This is a genomic window from Moorena sp. SIO3B2 (genome assembly GCF_010692525.1).
Classification (GTDB): domain Bacteria; phylum Cyanobacteriota; class Cyanobacteriia; order Cyanobacteriales; family Coleofasciculaceae; genus Moorena; species Moorena producens.
The window spans coordinates 1-18561 of sequence record NZ_JAAHHE010000122.1; the positions used below are offsets into that span (position 1 = coordinate 1).

General features: G+C 43.6%; 13 protein-coding genes and 1 pseudogene. 7 read left to right on the forward strand and 7 right to left on the reverse strand.

The window, feature by feature from the left end; all coding sequences use genetic code 11:
• Nucleotides 1-189: 189 nt before the first annotated feature.
• A complete protein-coding gene (locus F6K38_RS22245; RefSeq protein ID WP_008189522.1) occupies nt 190-828 on the reverse strand; it encodes a histidine phosphatase family protein in 639 nt (212 codons plus the stop codon).
• 159 nt (nt 829-987) lie between these two features.
• On the opposite strand from F6K38_RS22245, the gene F6K38_RS22250 reads away from it, so the two are divergent.
• The 3 genes and pseudogenes from F6K38_RS22250 to mutY all read left to right on the forward strand — a co-directional run bounded on the left by F6K38_RS22250 (nt 988) and on the right by mutY (nt 3705).
• Nucleotides 988-1947 carry an RNA polymerase sigma factor, RpoD/SigA family gene (locus tag F6K38_RS22250; protein WP_008189520.1) on the forward strand — a complete coding sequence of 320 codons (960 nt, stop codon included), beginning with the start codon at nt 988-990 and terminating at the stop codon, nt 1945-1947.
• A gap of 253 nt (nt 1948-2200) precedes the next feature.
• The gene (locus tag F6K38_RS22255; protein ID WP_008189517.1) at nt 2201-2548 is read left to right on the forward strand and encodes a DUF760 domain-containing protein; all 348 of its coding nucleotides are present in this window, start codon (nt 2201-2203) and stop codon (nt 2546-2548) included.
• Nucleotides 2549-2630: 82 nt separating this feature from the next.
• A pseudogene (gene mutY / locus F6K38_RS44350) lies at nt 2631-3705 on the forward strand (A/G-specific adenine glycosylase).
• Between the two features lie 141 nt (nt 3706-3846).
• Here the strand turns inward: mutY and F6K38_RS22270 are convergent.
• Complete coding sequence (locus F6K38_RS22270; protein WP_438941762.1) at nt 3847-5064, reverse strand: histidine kinase; 1218 nt, start codon at nt 5062-5064, stop codon at nt 3847-3849.
• Between the two features lie 227 nt (nt 5065-5291).
• Here F6K38_RS22270 and F6K38_RS22275 point away from each other — a divergent pair, with 227 nt between their 5' ends.
• On the forward strand, nt 5292-6881 hold the full coding sequence (locus tag F6K38_RS22275; RefSeq protein ID WP_008189510.1) for a glycoside hydrolase family 57 protein: 1590 nt from the start codon (nt 5292-5294) through the stop codon (nt 6879-6881).
• Between the two features lie 72 nt (nt 6882-6953).
• A complete protein-coding gene (gene tatC / locus F6K38_RS22280; RefSeq protein ID WP_287252289.1) occupies nt 6954-7736 on the forward strand; it encodes a twin-arginine translocase subunit TatC in 783 nt (260 codons plus the stop codon).
• Nucleotides 7737-8183: 447 nt separating this feature from the next.
• On the opposite strand, the gene F6K38_RS22285 is transcribed toward tatC, so the two are convergent.
• From F6K38_RS22285 to iscB, 4 genes are all read right to left on the reverse strand, one after another.
• Complete coding sequence (locus tag F6K38_RS22285) at nt 8184-10184, reverse strand: FAD-dependent oxidoreductase (protein WP_287357466.1); 2001 nt, start codon at nt 10182-10184, stop codon at nt 8184-8186.
• A gap of 95 nt (nt 10185-10279) precedes the next feature.
• Complete coding sequence (locus F6K38_RS22290) at nt 10280-10606, reverse strand: DUF4870 domain-containing protein (RefSeq protein WP_044495225.1); 327 nt, start codon at nt 10604-10606, stop codon at nt 10280-10282.
• A 228-nt stretch (nt 10607-10834) separates the two neighbouring features.
• Nucleotides 10835-10969 (reverse strand): hypothetical protein, encoded by a 135-nt coding sequence (locus tag F6K38_RS22295; RefSeq protein ID WP_287256262.1) that lies wholly within the window; start codon nt 10967-10969, stop codon nt 10835-10837.
• Nucleotides 10941-12236 (reverse strand): RNA-guided endonuclease IscB, encoded by a 1296-nt coding sequence (iscB, locus tag F6K38_RS22300; protein WP_287357468.1) that lies wholly within the window; start codon nt 12234-12236, stop codon nt 10941-10943. Before iscB ends, F6K38_RS22295 begins: the two co-directional genes overlap by 29 nt.
• A 713-nt stretch (nt 12237-12949) precedes the next feature.
• Here iscB and F6K38_RS22305 point away from each other — a divergent pair.
• Nucleotides 12950-14554: a glycosyltransferase family 39 protein gene (locus F6K38_RS22305; RefSeq protein WP_287357470.1), complete on the forward strand. Its 1605-nt coding sequence runs from the start codon at nt 12950-12952 to the stop codon at nt 14552-14554.
• A 68-nt stretch (nt 14555-14622) separates the two neighbouring features.
• Here the strand turns inward: F6K38_RS22305 and F6K38_RS22310 are convergent, their stop codons facing one another.
• Nucleotides 14623-16278, reverse strand: a complete 1656-nt coding sequence (locus F6K38_RS22310) for a glycosyltransferase family 39 protein (protein ID WP_008189498.1) — start codon at nt 16276-16278, stop codon at nt 14623-14625.
• Between the two features lie 222 nt (nt 16279-16500).
• Here F6K38_RS22310 and F6K38_RS22315 point away from each other — a divergent pair, with 222 nt between their 5' ends.
• On the forward strand, nt 16501-18216 hold the full coding sequence (locus F6K38_RS22315) for a hypothetical protein (protein ID WP_008189495.1): 1716 nt from the start codon (nt 16501-16503) through the stop codon (nt 18214-18216).
• Nucleotides 18217-18561: the final 345 nt, after the last annotated feature.

Below are 18561 nucleotides of genomic sequence, written 5' to 3' on the forward strand. Positions count from 1 at the left end.
AGATGAAAACCCGTTTTAGAGGTACCAATGACAATGGTTCCGTTTGATGAGGAGCCGGATGAGGTGAAAGTCTCACGTCCGGTTTTGAAGACGAGTCAGTGGGGTGACTCACTGGCTTAGTTTAATAGGAGACTATGGCTGTAGACTATTGACAAAAAAACCTTCGTATGTTATGGAAGCTTATACCCTTCAATTAAACCGGATGACATCTTCTGTCTTACTCAGGTGAGAGGTATCTCCATTCAGTTCCATCACCCACTGTTTTTCTTGGCGCACTAGTTTAACTAAACAGCACAAGGATGCTTTAATGTCTTGTGTGGCACCGACTAGTCCCTGAGTGGTTCCAACTACTGATGGTCCGTGACCAACCAGTAGTAAGTCTTCTGAAAATTGAGCGGTGATACGTTGTGCAGTTTCACCTGTTCGTTTCAGTAAAGCAACACTTGTTTCTGGATATTCAGGGATTACACAGGAAGTATAACTGGTGTCAATTCGCTGAAACTGCTTGTGCAATACTTCATTAGGCAGTCTTTCTGGTTCAGTTGCCATCCACTCAGGATTGAGCCATTCACTTAAACCCAACTCTAGCTTAATGGGTAAATCCAGAATTTCTGCGACTTGGTTAGCCGTTTGGACAGTTCGTAAAAACGGTGAGGCGAATATATGCCGAATTCCTTTTCCTACAAGGCGTTGACCCAGTTGCGCTGCTTGCAGTTCACCATCTATTGAAAGGGGTGGATCATAGGGTCGCTCTGCCTTGTTGAACCATTCGGGGTTAACAAAGTCAAGGCGGTTTCCGTGTCTGGCAATCCAAACAGTTTGGGTCATGTTACCTTACACCCTCTTCGGGAATTTAGTTAAGTTATGTTAATTTTATGAAAATGATTTAACTGGAATCCCACAAAGCTTATCATCTGGTTTGGAAAACCAGCAGGGTCTGCTTTAATTTTCTTAATTTAAATCTCACTGATAACGCCATCGAATTCAATGAAAACCGCTCAGGACTCTACAGATTTAGTTCGTACCTATTTAAAGGAAATTGGTCGTGTACCATTACTGACCCATGAGCAGGAAATTTCTTACGGGAAAAAGGTTAAGCAGTTAACAACCTTAAAGGAAGTCAAAGAGTCCCTTGTCCAACAGCTGGGTCGTGAACCTACGTTTTCTGAGTGGGCAACAGCATCTTGCCTAACGGATTCTCAGTTAAAGTCTAGCATCGCTGTTGGTGAATCCGCTAAACGCAAGATGGTGGAAGCCAATTTGCGATTGGTGGTGGCAGTGGCAAAGAAATACATTAAGCGTAATCTCGAGTTGCTGGACTTGATTCAAGAGGGAACCATCGGCTTGCAGCGGGGTGTAGAAAAATTTGACCCTACCAAAGGCTATCGTTTTTCTACCTACGCCTACTGGTGGATAAGGCAGGCAATTACTCGTGCGATCGCAGAAAAAGGGCGCACGATTCGCCTTCCTATCCATATTACTGAGAAGTTAAACAAAATCAAAAAAGCCCAGCGCCAACTTTCCCAAAAGCTGGGACGAACAGCTACTATCTCAGAATTGGCAATTGAGTTGAACCTCACACCTGATCAATTGCGAGAGTACTTCGAGCAAGCACGTCAACCCCTCTCTTTGGAGTTGCGAGTGGGGGATAACAAAGATACAGAATTGGTTGAGTTGCTCGAAGACACCGGTCCTGGACCAGAAGACTTTGTGAATCAATCGTTAATGCAGCTAGACTTAGAGAAATTCATGGATGATTTGACACCGCAGCAGAGGCAGGTGTTGAGACTCCGTTATGGCTTGGCAGAGGTCGAACCGATGACATTAGCCAAAATTGGTCAACACCTCAACATCAGCCGTGAACGAGTGCGACAAATCGAACGAGAAGCGATCGCTAAACTTCGTAAGCGTCAAGGGGATATGCGGGAATATATCCCAGCTAGTTAATTTGTGCTGAGTCGGTTTAGTCATGAGTCATGAGTCATGACTCATGACTCATGACTCACAATCACCAATGACTAATGACCAATAGGTGAGAAAATCAGATCCTAGATGGTTCGGTTCCACCCACTTTGCCATGGTCATTTGCCTGTTAAAGTAATTAGAAATACGAAGCAGTAGAGCTAAACAGATAAACATCATCATTGGCTGCCGACTCTAGTAGAAAAACCGGAATTAGCCATCGCTAGGAGGTAAAACGGTGAATAACGCATCCAATCCCAATCATGTTCCTGAGTTCTTTGATAAAGATTCTGACAATAATTTACTCTGGCAGTATGTTCAATCGATGAGTCCAGAAACCATTACCCAGCTGTCTAGACCAACGTCTTCGGAAGTCTATCAGGTGATGGAAAACAATATTATGGGAATGTTGGGAAACTTGCCTTCCCAAGACTTTGGTGTAACTATCAGTACTAGCCGTGAGAATCTAGGTCGCCTTTTGGCTTCAGCCATGGTTAGCGGCTATTTCCTTAGGAACGCTGAACAACGTATGGTTTTTGACAAATCTTTGCAAATAGCTGAATCTCAATCTGTGGAGGAAAATTAGTCAAACCTTGGCCTAAAAGGGCTGAATCTATAGATTTTTGAGAGAAAATGCCCAATCGAATATCGGCAGACATCACCTGAGTCTGTCGGTTTCCATTATTGAGGAACAAAGAAGATCACTCTTGGACTGGTATGCCAGAGCTGGTCGAGATTTACCTTGGCGACGAAGTTGGGAACCCTATAGCATCTGGGTGTCTGAAATTATGCTACAGCAGACCCAGGTCAAAACGGTCATTCCCTACTATCACCGCTGGATGGAGCAATTTCCCACCCTCGAACATCTAGCATCTGCTGACTTACAGCAAGTCCTCAAAGCTTGGGAAGGTCTGGGATATTACTCCCGTGCTCGCAACTTGCACGCCTGCGCTAAAGTAATTATGCAGTCTCATGGTGGTGTTTTTCCCCAACAGCTGAGTCAGGTCTTAGCATTATCAGGGATTGGTAGAACAACAGCAGGTGGTATTCTCAGCGCTGCCTTCAATCAGCCAGTGGCTATTCTCGATGGTAATGTTAAACGAGTACTAGCACGATTGGTAGCATTGTCGATACCACCTGCCAAAGCCACTCAACAATTATGGAAGCGATCAGAAGCCTTACTGGATCATCAACATCCTCGAGAGTAAAACCTACGGAATAATGGATTTGGGAGCAACTATCTGTACTCGGAAAACTCCCAATTGCCCTGATTGTCCCTGGAAATCTTACTGTCAGGCTTACAATCATGGTATTCAATCTGAAATACCTATGCGAGAACCATCTTCTCCCCTACCCACAAAAAATATCGGTGTTGCTGTAATCTGGAACGACCAGGGACAAATTCTAATCGACCGCCGACCTGCAAAAGGCTTATTGGGTGGTCTTTGGGAGTTTCCTGGTGGCAAAATTGAGCTTGGTGAAACTGTTCCGGAATGTATTAAACGCGAAATTCAGGAAGAATTGGGCATTGAGATTGAGGTTGGTGAACACCTGATCACAATCAATCACGCCTACAGCCACTTTCGTGTTGTGCTAAGTGTACACCACTGTCGCCATCTCAGTGGTGTTCCGCAACCCATTGAATGTGATGAGATTCGCTGGGTCACCTTAGATGAAGTAGATCAGTTCCCCTTCCCCAAAGCCAATACTCAAATTATTGCGGCTTTGCGCTCTCAAGACTGAACAGCGATTACCTGATCGGTTCAACTGCTAAAGCGCTTTCAACCTTCAACCTTGGCCAATAGGCCACGCTACGGGAACAAACTTCAAACTTGGCCAATAGGCCACGCTACGGGAACAAACTTCAACCTTCAACCCCATTTGCTATCGATAAATCGGTAAGGTGAAGTTAAAACAGCTGCCACCCTTGATAGGTGAATCAACCCAAATGCGACCATAGTGGGCACGGATAATCTTTTGACATAGGGCTAAGCCCAACCCATAGCCTTCTATAGCTTCGTCTCGTTTAAGGCGGAAGTGGTCTTCAAAAATGCGATCGCGATTTTCTTGTGGTATACCAGGACCATCATCGCAAACGCTGACTTGAACTTTCTGGGTAGTACGGTGGATGGTAGAGACAGCAATTTTCCCCCCTTTGGGAGTATACTTAATGGCATTATCCAGCAGGTTAATTAGCACCTGACGCACCAATTCTTCATCGCCGTAGACAGGAGGCAAGTCTTGCGGGATGTCGGTTTGCACAAGTTGAGCTTTGAGCTGAAACTGTTCGTGCATCTGAACTAGAACGTCTTGGCAAAGTCTGCCCAAATTCAGTTTATGAGGTCGGATGTTGAATTCAGCATTACTTCCCTTCCTAGCTTGCAGCAGATCCACCACCATCCGGTTGATAGTGCGCAATTGATTACGAGCTTGCTCAAACAGCCGTTCCTTTAGCTGTGGCGTCAGCCCAGGTTTTCTAACATTCTGGGCTACTGGTTGCTCTAGCTGTAGGGTGTCCAACGCAATGGATACTGCTGTCAAAGGACTACGCAAGTCGTGAGCTAACATCGATATGACTTGGTCTTTAAATTGCAGCTGCTCAAGCAATTCTTCTCTATCTTTCTTCAGGCGAAATAGTTCGTCGGATAGTCGAATCAGTTCCAAGGCACAAGCTAGGGAACCAGCTGTCTCTGGTGATGTCTCAGCCGAGGAGTTAGATGAGCGAACAGTTGGTTGTAAAGGGAATCCTTGGGTAAGTTGGGTTTGGTTTTCTTCTATAGAGCGTTGCCAGCGGGGCCACCAGCTCTTCAGCTGGGCAACTAGATTACTACCTGCAAGGGTTTGTTTGGGTTTCGGATTAATCTTAATCAGTGCTGGGGTTGCTACTAGCTTAAAATGTTCAGCTAGATAGGGTTGTTCCCCAACATCCACAACCTTTAGTTCAAAGGGATACTCTGTCTTGAGAGTTTCCAGATAATGGTGGATAGACTGGAGCTGTTTACGGGAACCGGGACGTTCATCGACAAACAGCAGCAGTTGTAGAAAGGTTGGGGAGTTCGTGTGTGTTTGTGTAGCTGCCTGCATGCAATTTGGTGTTAGCACTCTTAACCAATAAGGCTGGAATAAGACTAAGATTTGTTATTTTTTGTTGGTGATGTGTGCTTCCTTACAATTTAATATCTATTTTATTATTTTATAGTCTCGGTACTAACCAGCCCTTTTCTGCCACTTTCCCGGTCTATTTGAGACTAAAATCTTAAAATAATGTAACATTATCGCGGATTGCGTCAGTTCTCCTTTAAAAACCTATCCACGGCTGCTACTTGATCATGGCTATTGGCTACGTTGCTCTTGTCCTTCACGCCCATTTACCGTTTGTTAGGCATCCAGAAAGTGATTATGTTCTAGAAGAAGAGTGGCTATTTGAAGCCATTACTGAAACCTATATTCCCCTACTACATGTTTTTGAGGGATTAAAGCGGGATGGGATTGACTTCAAAATAACCATGAGTATGACACCAACTTTAGTGTCAATGCTACGGGATCCACTACTACAAGAACGTTATGAGCGCCATCTGTCACTGCTCGAAGAACTAGCCAAGAAGGAGGTTGAGCATAATCAGCATAATGGTCATATCCGTTACCTAGCCCAACATTATGTTCAAGAGTTCAGCACTATTCGCCAAACATGGATACACTATGAAAGGGATTTAGTCAAGGGATTTAAAAAATTTTTAGACAGTAATAACCTGGAAATTATCACCTGCGGTGCTACCCATGGCTATTTTCCTCTGATGAAGATGTATCCCCAAGCAGTTTGGGCTCAAATTCGGGTGGCTTGTGAACATTATGAGCAAAACTTTGGCTGTCCGCCCAAGGGCATCTGGTTACCGGAATGCGCTTACTACGAAGGGATGGAGGAGATGCTAGCAGATGCTGGTTTGCGCTATTTTATGATGGATAGTCATGGTATTCTCTACGCTCGTCCCCGACCACGTTTTGGTACCTATGCCCCCATTTATACTGAGACAGGAGTTGCTGCATTTGGTCGTGACCATGAGTCATCCCAGCAGGTGTGGTCCTCGGAAGTCGGGTATCCAGGGGATCCAGTATATCGGGAATTTTACAAGGATTTAGGCTGGGAAGCAGATTATAATTACATTAAACCTTATATTATGCCCCATGGAAAGCGGAAGAATACGGGTATAAAGTATCACAAAATTACAGACCGTGGTACAGGATTAGGGGAAAAGCAACTGTATGATCCGTATTGGGCAAAAGACAAAGCTGCGGAACATGCTGGAAATTTCATGTTTAATCGCCAGCAGCAGGTTAAACATCTAGCAGCAATAATAGAGCGTTCTCCAATTGTGGTGTCTCCCTATGACGCAGAGTTATTTGGTCACTGGTGGTACGAAGGTCCTTGGTTTCTGGATGTCTTGCTCCGTAAGTCGTGGTATGACCAGAACACCTATGAAATGACTCATTTGGCAGATTATTTGCGGAATCATCCGATCCAACAAGTCTGTAAGCCTTCTCAATCTAGCTGGGGGTATCAGGGGTTCCATGAATACTGGCTCAATGAAACCAATACCTGGATTTACCCTCATCTGCACAAAGCCACAGAACGGATGATTGAGCTGTCAAAGTTGGAAGCTACAGACGAGTTGGAGTGGAAGGCATTAAATCAAGCAGCGCGAGAGTTACTACTAGCGCAATCGTCAGACTGGGCATTTATTATGCGCACCGAGACAATGGTTCCTTATGCAGTTAGACGAACGCGATCGCATTTGATGCGGTTTAATAAGCTTTACGATGATATCAAGCTGGGCAAGATTGATGCAGGCTGGCTGGAGAAGGTCGAGGAGATTGACAATATCTTTCCCAAGATTAACTATCGCGTTTATCGTCGAGTTTGAATTATCCCCACACAATCGTTGGAAGATACAAGAAGATACAATAGTGAACGTTCCCTAAGCCAATCAAAATCCATGACGCCTTCTGAGTTAGATACTCCTCCCCAGGAAAGTTTGGATACTCTCAAAGACCCTGAGACCTATCTCGACGAGGTACCTAATGATGTCGAGATGTCTCTGTTCGACCATTTAGAGGAGTTGCGAAAGCGGATTTTTTACTCGCTGATTGCTGTATTTTTGTCCATGGCTGGCTGCTTTGTCGCAGTTAAGCCGATTGTTCAGTTGCTGGAAATTCCAGCTAGGGGGGTCAAGTTTCTGCAACTGGCTCCAGGGGAATACTTTTTTGTGTCCTTGAAAGTGGCTGGCTATAGTGGCTTACTGGTGGCTAGTCCTTTTATTCTTTACCAAATCCTTCTATTTGTTTTACCAGGGTTGACTCGCCGGGAGCGACGCTTCATTGGACCTGTGGTTTTAGGCTCAACGGTTCTGTTTTTCCTAGGCTTGGTATTTGCCTACATTGCTCTAATTCCTGCTGCTCTGAATTTCTTTATCAGTTACGGAGCAGATGTAGTAGAGCAGTTGTGGTCAATTGATAAGTATTTTGAATTTGTCTTACTGTTGATGTTTAGTACTGGCTTGGCATTTCAAATCCCAGTTATTCAAATGTTACTGGGATTTTTGGGAATTGTTTCTTCCAAGCAAATGCTTTCTGGTTGGCGCACGGTTGTCCTAGGAGCAGCTATCTTGGGAGCAGTGCTGACTCCTTCGACAGATCCTCTCACTCAAAGTTTACTGGGGGGTGCTGTACTTGGTCTATATTTTGGTGGGATTGGAATGGTGAAGTTGGTCGGCAAATAATATTAAGTCAGGTTAATCAACCCGCTATCAAAACTACCATCGGGCTATTGAATGTTGGCTACAAATACCTTCTGGGAATAGGGAATAGGGAATAGTAGTCTAATTACCAATGACCAATTACTAACTAACTAACTATCTTTAGCATTATTGTCGCTAATTCATCATAGTAATAAGTCATGGCACAATCATGACTTATTACTATTGAGAAACAGATAATAAATGCTCTTTGTTACAAGTTGATGCTAATTTTAATTTCCCTTATGCTGAAAGCTTTACTGGGAATTACTTTAACAGTTAAAAAAACTGTTTATAAAGTCAAATAATTGCCCAGTAAGGCGATAATTGATTTGGGCGGTTATTTAGCATAATATCTATGGAAGAGCCATTATCAATGTATGTAAAAACGTAGCCTACTAAAGATAATTACTATTAGTAAACTGTGTCCCTTTAACGCCAATCCTCCCAATTTTGATTAAAAATGGACGTGTCTGGGAAAGCGGTGGGATTACCGTTTTTTTCTAACTGCTGGCGTAGAGCTTGGAGTTGGGTTTGTTGGAAGAGGGGTTCTTGTACAAGCTGGTAAGGTGCTATCCCAGTTTCTAAGGAAAAAGCAGCGGTTGTACCAGCAGCAGCACCGGATGACCATTCAAAGGAATGCACGCGATAAGCAGCAGCGGCAATGTGACTGGTAGCAATACTTTTACCTGCTACTAATAGGTTGTCAATTTTCTGGGGAATTATCGCTCGCAGGGGAATTTGGAACGGATAGGCTTGACCTGCTCCCCGCCGTTCCCCTTGACGCTCGGTGTTTCCTGGGGTTTCTGCTGGACTTAAGGTCATACAAGGATGAAAGTCGATGGCATAGTGACCAATACCCACAGAATCAGGATAGATAGTAGAGCGACTGCGTTGGCTGACTTGATCTGGCTGGATTTTACCTTGAATCACAGAGGGTGCTTCTAATCCAGCCAATACTGCCCACAAGCGGCGATATTCGTCTGGTGAGAGAGTCTGCCGATAATACTCATCCTGGTAGTCACGGCGGGAAATATCCACTTCTGATATAGTAAAGCCTTGAGGATAGCCAAAGGAAGGGCGTCCAATAATCCGCCTCCCTTCCCTGATATAGGGATACTTAGACAACCCATGCATTGTCCCCATCGGAGAATCTAACCCGGTTAGATAGCGGTGATTGGGATGAGGTTCTTTTACCCCATCCCCAAGCTGGGAGTCGGTAGTCCCTGCCACTAGCCAATAGTAATAACCGAGAGCGTTTTCTTCTCCTTTACGTAGACTTTCCGTACGCAAGCCTCCCATCCAACCACCGGGAGCCAGTTGACCACTGGTTCGTAATTGGCGACGGGTGTACACTAGATTATCTTCTGAAGTGCCAGGACGATAATCATTACCCCATGTCCAGTTTTGCATTGAAATGTCCCCCGGAGTTGGAGCAGTAACCCCCCATCGGATCCGTTTACCCCGCTTAGAACTCCAAATTCGCCGATAGGTGAATACTCCTTCAAAGTCAGCTAGCCGCTGTAATTCATAGCTGTAGTAGGGTTGGTATTGCGGGTAAAACGAAGGCATTTCTTGGGTTTGAGGCTCCTTGGTTTGCTCCATGGCAAAGGTGTAGGTAAAGCCTTGGGTGCAATAGAGGTCGTCAGTAGCACTAGATGCGGAGGGGTTTAGGTAGGAGCGGGAGTCAATCCCCAACCGGTAGGGAACGTCAGCTAGGGCAATAATTTCACCAGTTTCTGTTGCGTCGATAATGTACCAATTAGAACTATTGTCTTGGCTCTGTTGGGGGACAATGCGCAAAATGCTTTTCTCAAAGCGGGAGGAATTCTGGTAGCTATACCAATCTTCAATGGTTTGAGATAGGGGAAAGGTGTTCAGGCCAGGAGCATCAGCAGTACTTTTGTGTTGAATAGCAATCACACTGTCAATGGTTTTGCCATCGGCGCTAATCTCTAGTTCCTTAACTACAGTAGAGGGAAACCATTTTAATCTCCCTTTTCCCCGTTTGGCCGCCTTTCGTAAAATATTAAACAGGATTTGGTGAGCATCACGGGGTAGAAAACAGGATTCACTTACCCAGCAGTCCCCAGGATTGAGTTGACGGTAGTAGCGTTTAATGCGATCGCGTAATTCTAGATAGCCCTTAGGATAGAATAAACGCGATCGCTGAGTGGGTCGTTCATCCAGAGCAGAGGTTCCCTGGGCAGAAATTTGTCCCCCTACCCAGTCGGTAATCTCAGTCAAGCACACCGTTTGCCCTGCCAATAAGCCTTCATAGGCAGCCGCCGCACCAGCCAATCCACCTCCAATCACTAAGATTTCACACGATTCGGTTTGGTCTGGAGTTCTAGGGGGAGCTGCTATACCAGGAGATGGAGTAAACCCTAGTAATGATATGAATACGGAAATACGGACAAGCGATCGCTTCATGATTCGGAATAGTCAGTAAAATCTTTGACGATAAATTACCCTAACTTATCAATACTGTCATCTCCCAAACGTTGTATCAATTATGCCATGGCATGTCAAAGCACCCGAAAAATAAACGGATAGCGATAGGGCTGATTAGGATTTTCCAGCACCTTGACTAAGGCAATTATGGACATAATTAGACTGACAAGCCCTAATATAATTAGCAGCGGAATCCCAATAATCACCACAGTCAGTATCAGACAAATCACCCCATATATATAAAGGCAAATGTGAAAATTCAGAGCTTCTTTCGCATTTTCTTTGACCACTGAGTCTTCGGTGACCAAAAAAATGACTATCGGGATGGCAATAGAGACCACCAGAGAGCTAAAAAATATTGAGCCATGACATAACAGTGATAAAAGCTTTCGTTGATCCATCTTAAATACGGGAAGGGGACTCCCGTTATAAACGTCAGTTTTAGCGGGTTTAAAGTTACCGTAAGATAGTGGAGCCTTGTCTTGATGCAGTCGCTCATGGGGGAAACCACGGCAGTGCGGTCATGGGGGAGACCCCCAAGACCGCACTGCCTCCCCAAGACCGCGCTGCATCGCTATTAAAAAAGATTTAAGCCTTTTCTGCATAGCCCACTGACTCTAAAGGCTCCACTATCTAAGGTTTCGTCTCCGGGGAATTCCCGCAGGAGAATAAATTGTTCGCGTAGCGTGGCCTACGGCCAGCGTTCGCGTAGCGTGGCCTATGGCCAAGCGCGAATCATTGATTAATTTGACTCGCGTATTCATAGCCGTCAGCCTTGAAAATTGTTCGTAAATACTTTGGATGTACATCAATTTTCTTTTCTGGAGTAGAGAGTGCAAAACTAGGACGATGGCGAATTGCTATTCGTCCTGTGTATTGACCGGCATACTTCCCTCCCTTGATATCAGCTTTAACAATATCGCCCGTTTGGAAACCTTTGAAAAACTTAGCGGCAGGTGCATGAGCCTTTGGAAAGCCATATTTATTTGGACGACATCTTTGGCGCACCCCGTGACCTTTAGCTGTAACTATTAGCGGTTTCACTCCATTTAGTAGTAATGTCTGAGGAGTGGATTTACCCACACAAGCAGCATCAGTCCAATGGGTTTTCTCAATCTCTCTGGTTTGACGATTGAACTTAGTCAGACCACCAGAACCTGTGTCAACAGGTAATCCAGTCAGTTGCAGCCTCCTCCATACTTCCCAGCGAGTTGAGTTAACTGCTGCTGCATCTTTCAAGGGGGATTTAGCCTTGGCCAGTATTTTCTTTAGAAGTTCCGGCTTTTTACGTAAAAATTTCTCAATCGGATCGCTACCTTTCTTCTGGTTACAAGGCCGACAAGCCAAGGTTAGGTTGCTGACTCTATTAGTCCCTCCTTTAGATGTTGGAGTAATGTGTTCAACCTCCAAGGGGACGTTCTCTGCTCCACAGTAAACACAGCTATGACCCCACTTGGCAAGCAGATATTCTTTCACCTCAAACCCAAACAGTTCACCGTGTTGATACTCTACACCCGATATTTCTGGGTTTTGCATTTTTTGAGTATCAAACCGGACTAATTCTTGAGATATGGTGGTTATTGGGCACAGCTTCCTTAGCCGTCTTACCCAAGTCTCAATATTAAATACTCGACTCATTAGCGATGGAGCCAGCCACCCTTCTGGGCGTTTTCGATTGAGAAACCGAGGTTTGCGGTAACGAGTCTTTCTATTTCGCCTACCTCGCCTTAAAGCTCTTCTGGATTCCAGAGAGTTTTTGATATTCTGTCCTCTGTGATTAACTTCCAAGGCGGTTGTGACCCGTCCAGTTTTTTTCTGAACGATGGCAATCCCGGTTGTTTTAGATCCAGGGTCTATCTTGATTCTGTGTGGATGAGTAACAGAATTATCAACATCCCTGTCTTGCAGGATGATAGTAAATGGATAACGCTTAAAGACTTTAGCCCTCCCTTTTTTAAGTAACTCCCTAGCCCGTGCTGGATGGCATGGATCTAATGGTTGTTTGTTTTTATCTAGCACGAACACTCGCATTACTTTGAACACTCCACAAGTGGGTAAAGTTTGCCTGTGCAAAGCACACGCTTGCGCGAACGACAATGTTATAAGAGCTTTTCAGGTTAACAACACTTCCTTAACTCACTACAGATGTTTAATTGTTAACAACAGAGCTGAAGACTGGCACGCATCTACAGGTGTTATGACTCGAATAACGTAGACCATTACTAGGTCTTAGTCTGGTCAACTATGAGCTTTCACAAGCTCCCGCTATAGTCTGACAAGACTTAGCGGTGAGTTGTTGACGTCATTCATCCGATAAATCATCCTATGCTTCCCCAGGGTTACTTTTATGGATTTTATCTTCCATAATACAGGTAAGTTGCTAGAATTCATTGAACAGAACGAATTTATGTCAAGATATGTAAATTACTGATCAATACGATGGCTAATCCTGTGTCGTTGCCTGATAATCTTTCTAACTAAGGCATAACTACCAGTCGTCATATCCCGCCTTTGGTATTGCTTTCACTGCTCCCTTGCCTAAATTCCAAGTTTCAGTCTTAAATCACGATTCGGCTACGGTTTGAAAGTGCTGGCCATGAATTTAGTCTTGCCATACTGCTGCTGAGGGGTAAGCTTTACTATTTGGTGTTGCCTGAAACGGCTAACTTAATTTTCCCAACGCTTATCCAATCCTTAACCTCTGCTCAAAGGCCACCAATTAATAACCCCTACCCCGATAAGTCATGGGAAATCATCTAAAATTTCATCGACCTACATCTGGTCAATGGTCTAAGTATTTAATTCTTATTATCTTACTCCTGGGGATAGTTTTTCGATTAGTCAATATTGACAAAAAAGTCTATTGGATTGATGAAGCCTATACATCCTTGCGAATTTCTGGCTATACCAAAGCAGAAATTATCGAAGAAATTGATGGTCGTCAAATTAATGTTAAAGATTTACAGCAGTATCAGCGTCCTAATGATAACAAAGATGTAGGTGACACGATCCAAGGGTTAGCGTTACATGAGCCACAACATTCACCGTTATATTTTGTGATGGCTCACTTTTGGGCAAAATTGTTCGGTTATTCCGTAACGGTGATGAGAAGTTTACCTGCCTTGATTAGTCTGTTGACTTTGCCGTGCATTTATTGGCTTTGTTTGGAGTTGTTCGAGTCTCCCTTAACGGGATGGATTGCGATCGCATTGCTCTGTGTCTCTCCATTCCATGTGTTGTATGCCCAGGAAGCTAGACAATATAGCTTGTGGACATTGACCACATTGCTTTCCAGCATAGCCTTGCTTAGGGCGATGCGTCTTAGCACACTGATCAGTTGGGTAATCTATGCCATAACAGTTTCTCTAAATCTGTACAGCTATTTGCTTTCTGGATTAGTTTTTATTGGGCATAGTATCTATGTTGTTATCACCGAAAAATTTCGTTTGAGTAAACAAGTCGTTAGGTATGGATTAGCTTCGCTTTTCGGGATTATAGCCTTTTTACCTTGGCTCATATTGGTAATTGAAAACGGTATTGAATTGGGGGATTGGGCGGATAAAGAGACTCCAATAGGTAAACTGATAACCCGCTGGCTTATCAATCTTAGTTCTGTGTTTTTCGATATCCAGATTGGCTATAAAAATCCCTTATTTGATGTGCGGTCAGGTCGAGACCTAAAGTTTAACTACGACCATTTACTGATTTATTTTGATATCCTGATTTTAATTATCGTAGGCTATTCTATATATTTTCTGTGTCGTCATAGTCAGGAGCGGGTTTGGTTATTTATCTTGACCATGATCGCAGTTGTTGGGATGTTTCCCATTGCTCAGGATTTAATTTTAGGAGGACAGCGTTCCAGCATGGCTCGCTATTTTATTCCTTCTTACTTGGGTATACAACTTGGTGTTGCTTACCTCCTTGCTAACAAAATTAACACCATTAATGGTAAGACGAGAAAACCACAACAACTATGGCGATTAGTTGCTATTACAGTTATTTCAGCAGGTGTGCTCTCTTGTGCCATTAGTTCTCAAGCAGAAACTTGGTGGCATAAATACAGTAACTATTATACTCCTGAGGAAGCTCATATTATTAATGAAGCCAATCGTCCCTTGGTGATTAGTAGTGATATCATGCGATTAGTGTCTCTCAGTTATTTACTTGAGCCCAACGTGACCTTACAGTTAATCAAAACTAAGGATTCTCCAACAGTTTTTTCCAGTTTCAGTGACGTCTTCTTATATAGACCTTCTCCAAAACTGCGACAAAAATTTGAACATGAGTCACCCTATGACGTTAAACCAGCTCATAAACGCAAGCATCTCTGGAAGCTAGTGCAGTGAAACCAAAAGTCAAAAGGTCAAACCAACTTGACCAATGACCAATCACTCATGACTAATGACTAATCAATCTAATCATTTTTTTTCCACAACAGAACTTTTCGTTTTTTAAAGCCAATATTTCCTTCGTATATCAGATTGAACTTATAGTTATTATGTTTTTCCATACTGGGGCGTAGCAATGATGGTGATGGAATATTTTCCAATACAAAAATATCAGTAAATTCAGCTGATACTTTTGGTAATTTTTCTTCAGGTATTTCTGAAACGTTTTTGATTTTTTTGATGAGTTGTAATTGAACCTTGGGGTCAAGCTTATGGCTCAGGGATAGAATTCGATTGTGAGTACTATCGCTTAGTACAAGGGGAGCAGGAGACTGATTAATAATATTAGCAACGTCTGCATTATAGTAATCACTGTACTTCGTCCACCAGGTTTCAGCTTGAACAATCAGCACACCAGAGATCACACCACAAGAGACTAATATAACTGTAGTCAATCGCCATAAACGTTTTTGCCAAATACCAATCGAAAACTTACTGAGTTTCGTGGAGAGTAAATAGGAAATAGTGAGTTGAATCCCGATGTAGGTTGGGAGTTGATATCGAGCAATCGTTGAGCGCATGCCTCCTGAAATCACATCTGGTAGCACTAGGGGTAGACTAGTAAATCCCATCAGGAGCAAAACAAATAGCCAAACTTGTTTTGGAGTATAGCGACAGAGAAAATATAGCCCATAAATCACTAGCCCCACAATTGGTAGCACTAGGTAAGTTCTAGGCTGGGTGTAGCTAAAGGTTAGGTCAAACGGGTACTCCTTCCCTAGGGGTACATCAAAAAAGCCGTAGAGTAGATTCTTCAGCCAATATCGACCCAGATCGAGGGGGGGTAATTCTTTAATCACCCATCCCCATTCCTTGCTAGCTCTGGGTTCGTTTTCCAAGAAAACAGCTAACCAAGGTGAAAATATCAGCAGTGCTGCTGTGACCGCTGAGATGTAAGCAATTACTTGTTGACGCCTTTGCCAACCTGCGATGATCAGGACATAAATGCCGTGACCTAGGATAATCGGTGCTGAAAATAAATGAGAGTAGAAAGATAGCGCTACAGAAAGGGCATAAATGCACCAACTCACCCTACTGTTGACTCGCATCGCTCGTAATAGGGAAGCACTCGATAGCAAGACACTCACAGTCCACAGACTATATTCCCGAACTTCCTGGGCATACAAAATATGGATTGGTGAAACAGCGAATAGGGACACGGCAAGCCATGGGGTCAAGGATGTCCCAAATAGTTCTAAGCACAACCAGTAGAGGCAGGGTAATCCCAGCAAGCTAATCAAAGCAGGTAAAGTGCGCTTGAGTGCTAGGGAATTACCAAGCCATTGTTCCCAGAATCGGGCTAAAATATAGTAAACTGGCGGGTGTTGTGGCGCTTCTTCCCCTATAATTCGTAAGGTATTGGCGAGGCTACGGTCAGAATTAGGGGTCTGGTATTTTTGTAATTCTGTAGCGCTAATCACTTGACCTGTGTAGATATCCCCGATAATTTCTTCCGCTGAATAGCCAGCAATTCTAGAGGAGCTGAAAGTTTCATCCCCCCAGTAGACTTTGCTGTCGAGATTGGCTAAGCGAAAGACTATACCTAAGAGCAGTAGGGTAATGCATAATAGTCGCAAGGGAGGTTGAGGTAATTTCCCTAGCTTTAATCTTTTGGTTTCCATCACACAAAAAAGTACACCGAAAAGTATACAGGAAAGTACAAAGGTAATTGATTCGTATTCGTTTAATTTGGATATTGTACTTGATCGCTTTTTATTGACCGTTTCCTGATTACTGTTAACGATAATATTTCACTGTTAACAATAATACTTAATCTAGAAACTTACCGATAATCGTCACTCCATTATCCCATTTTAAGTATCTCTACCCAAACACAAAAAAGTATGAATCCCCCAGCCTCGAATCCCCCTAAAAACCAAGTAATATTTTGGTTTAGCTTGAGCCTAGCATTTGCTATGGTTTACAGCCTGATTGCCCTCGAAGAAGCCTTTAGTAATCAATACATTGTACAAGATGATGCCAGACAGCATGTATTTTGGATGCAACGGTTTTTTGATCCCAGCTTATTTCCCGATGATCTGATTGCCAATTACTTCCAATCTGTAGCACCTGCTGGCTATACTACCCTCTATCGGCTGATAGCATTTGTTGGGATTAATCCCCTCTTATTGAATAAACTACTACCGATGGTGCTAGGGTTGATTACCACTAGTTACTGTTTCGGGCTTTGTCTACAAATGCTGCCCATCCCAGCCGCAGGATTTATTGCGTCTTTGCTCCTAAATCAAACCCTATGGATGCTCGATGATTTAGTATCAGCAACCCCTAGGGCGTTCATTTATCCCCTGCTGCTAGCATTTTTATACTACCTATCACGGCGCTCATTGATCCCCTGTCTAGTAGTGATCACCCTCCAGGGTTTATTTTATCCTCAGTGCGTTTTCCTGTGTTGTGGCGTCCTGGTGCTGAAACTGTTGCGTTGGCGAGAGGGTAAAATCAGACTATCCTCCCAGAAGAATGACTATTGGTTTTGTGCAGCTGGGTTAGGTGTGGCATTCATCGTCCTGTTGCCCTATGCTTTGACCACTTCTGACTATGGTCCAATTATCAGCGCACAGCAAGCCAAAACAATGCCAGAATTCCAACCAGGAGGGCGAGTTGCCTTTTTCGATCACAACCCATGGCATTTCTGGTTGGAAGATGCTCGCAGTGGTCTATTTCCCCGAAGAAAGCGTTTACCTATAGCTGTCTGTGCTGGTTTACTATTGCCTATCCTGTTACGATTTCCCTCATGGCTACCGTTAGTGAAGAAAGTCAAAGGGGAAACGGTACTCCTGACTCAACTGGCTCTAGTATCCGTTGGCATGTTCGTTATGGCTCATGGTGTCCTTTTCCGACTGCATCTACCCAGCCGTTACAGTAAGCATAGTCTGCGAATTGTGCTAGTCTTAGCTGCTGCGATCGCTATAACTCTATTACTTGATGCTATTATTCAAGCTTGCCAGACGGTAGCCTTCCCTCTAATTCCAGGGAAACCAGTGTTGGGACGAGCGATCGTTACACTCGTGGGAATGGCTCTAATCTTGTCTCCTCTTGGTTTCCATAATTTCCCCAAAACCAACTATGAGCTTGGGAGGCAACATGGCCTCTATGAATTCTTTGCTAAACAATCAAAGGATATCCTAATTGCCTCACTATCAAAGGAAGCCGATTTCTTGCCAACCTTTTCTGGACGGTCAATCTTAGTCAGTAGAGAATACGGTATTCCCTATCATACTAACTATTACAACCAATTTCGCAACAGAGCGATTGATTTAATTCAAGCCCAGTACAGTCCAAACTTAGCTGAAGTTAAACAGTTTATTAGGCAGTACAAAATTGATTTTTGGTTGTTAGATAAGAAAGCATTTAATCCCCAATATATAGCTGAAAATCGCTGGATTATGCAGTATCAACCAGTAGCAGCAGAAGCTCAAGCTCGACTCAAACAAGCCATTGTTCCGGCAATTGTTAACGTAATCGATTCCTGTTCTGTTTTCGAGACAGAGAAGGTTGTGGTTTTGGATACCGAATGTATAGCGATAACTAGTAACAGTTAAATAGGTAAGCCCAAATCAATACAGCTATGTAACTATATATAAACAAATCTATCTAAACATGCTGGCTCAAGGGCATAGATTGAATTTCTAGATGTTTTACAAAACTTGACATCATTTAGTTCCATTAGTCGGTTTAATCATGCCTACCTACTAAATGGGTAATTTGGGAAACCCTAGTAATTCATGTGATCCCAGCCCTGAACGCTACTTGGTATGACCTGGGGGGGCGACGATATGGCTTGAAACGATTGATACGTCAAGAGTGTAACGATCTGTGATAGAAAAAGATAGGTCTCAAATTGTCAATAAGACCTATCTGTTGCAAATGTTACCCTTATTCTATCA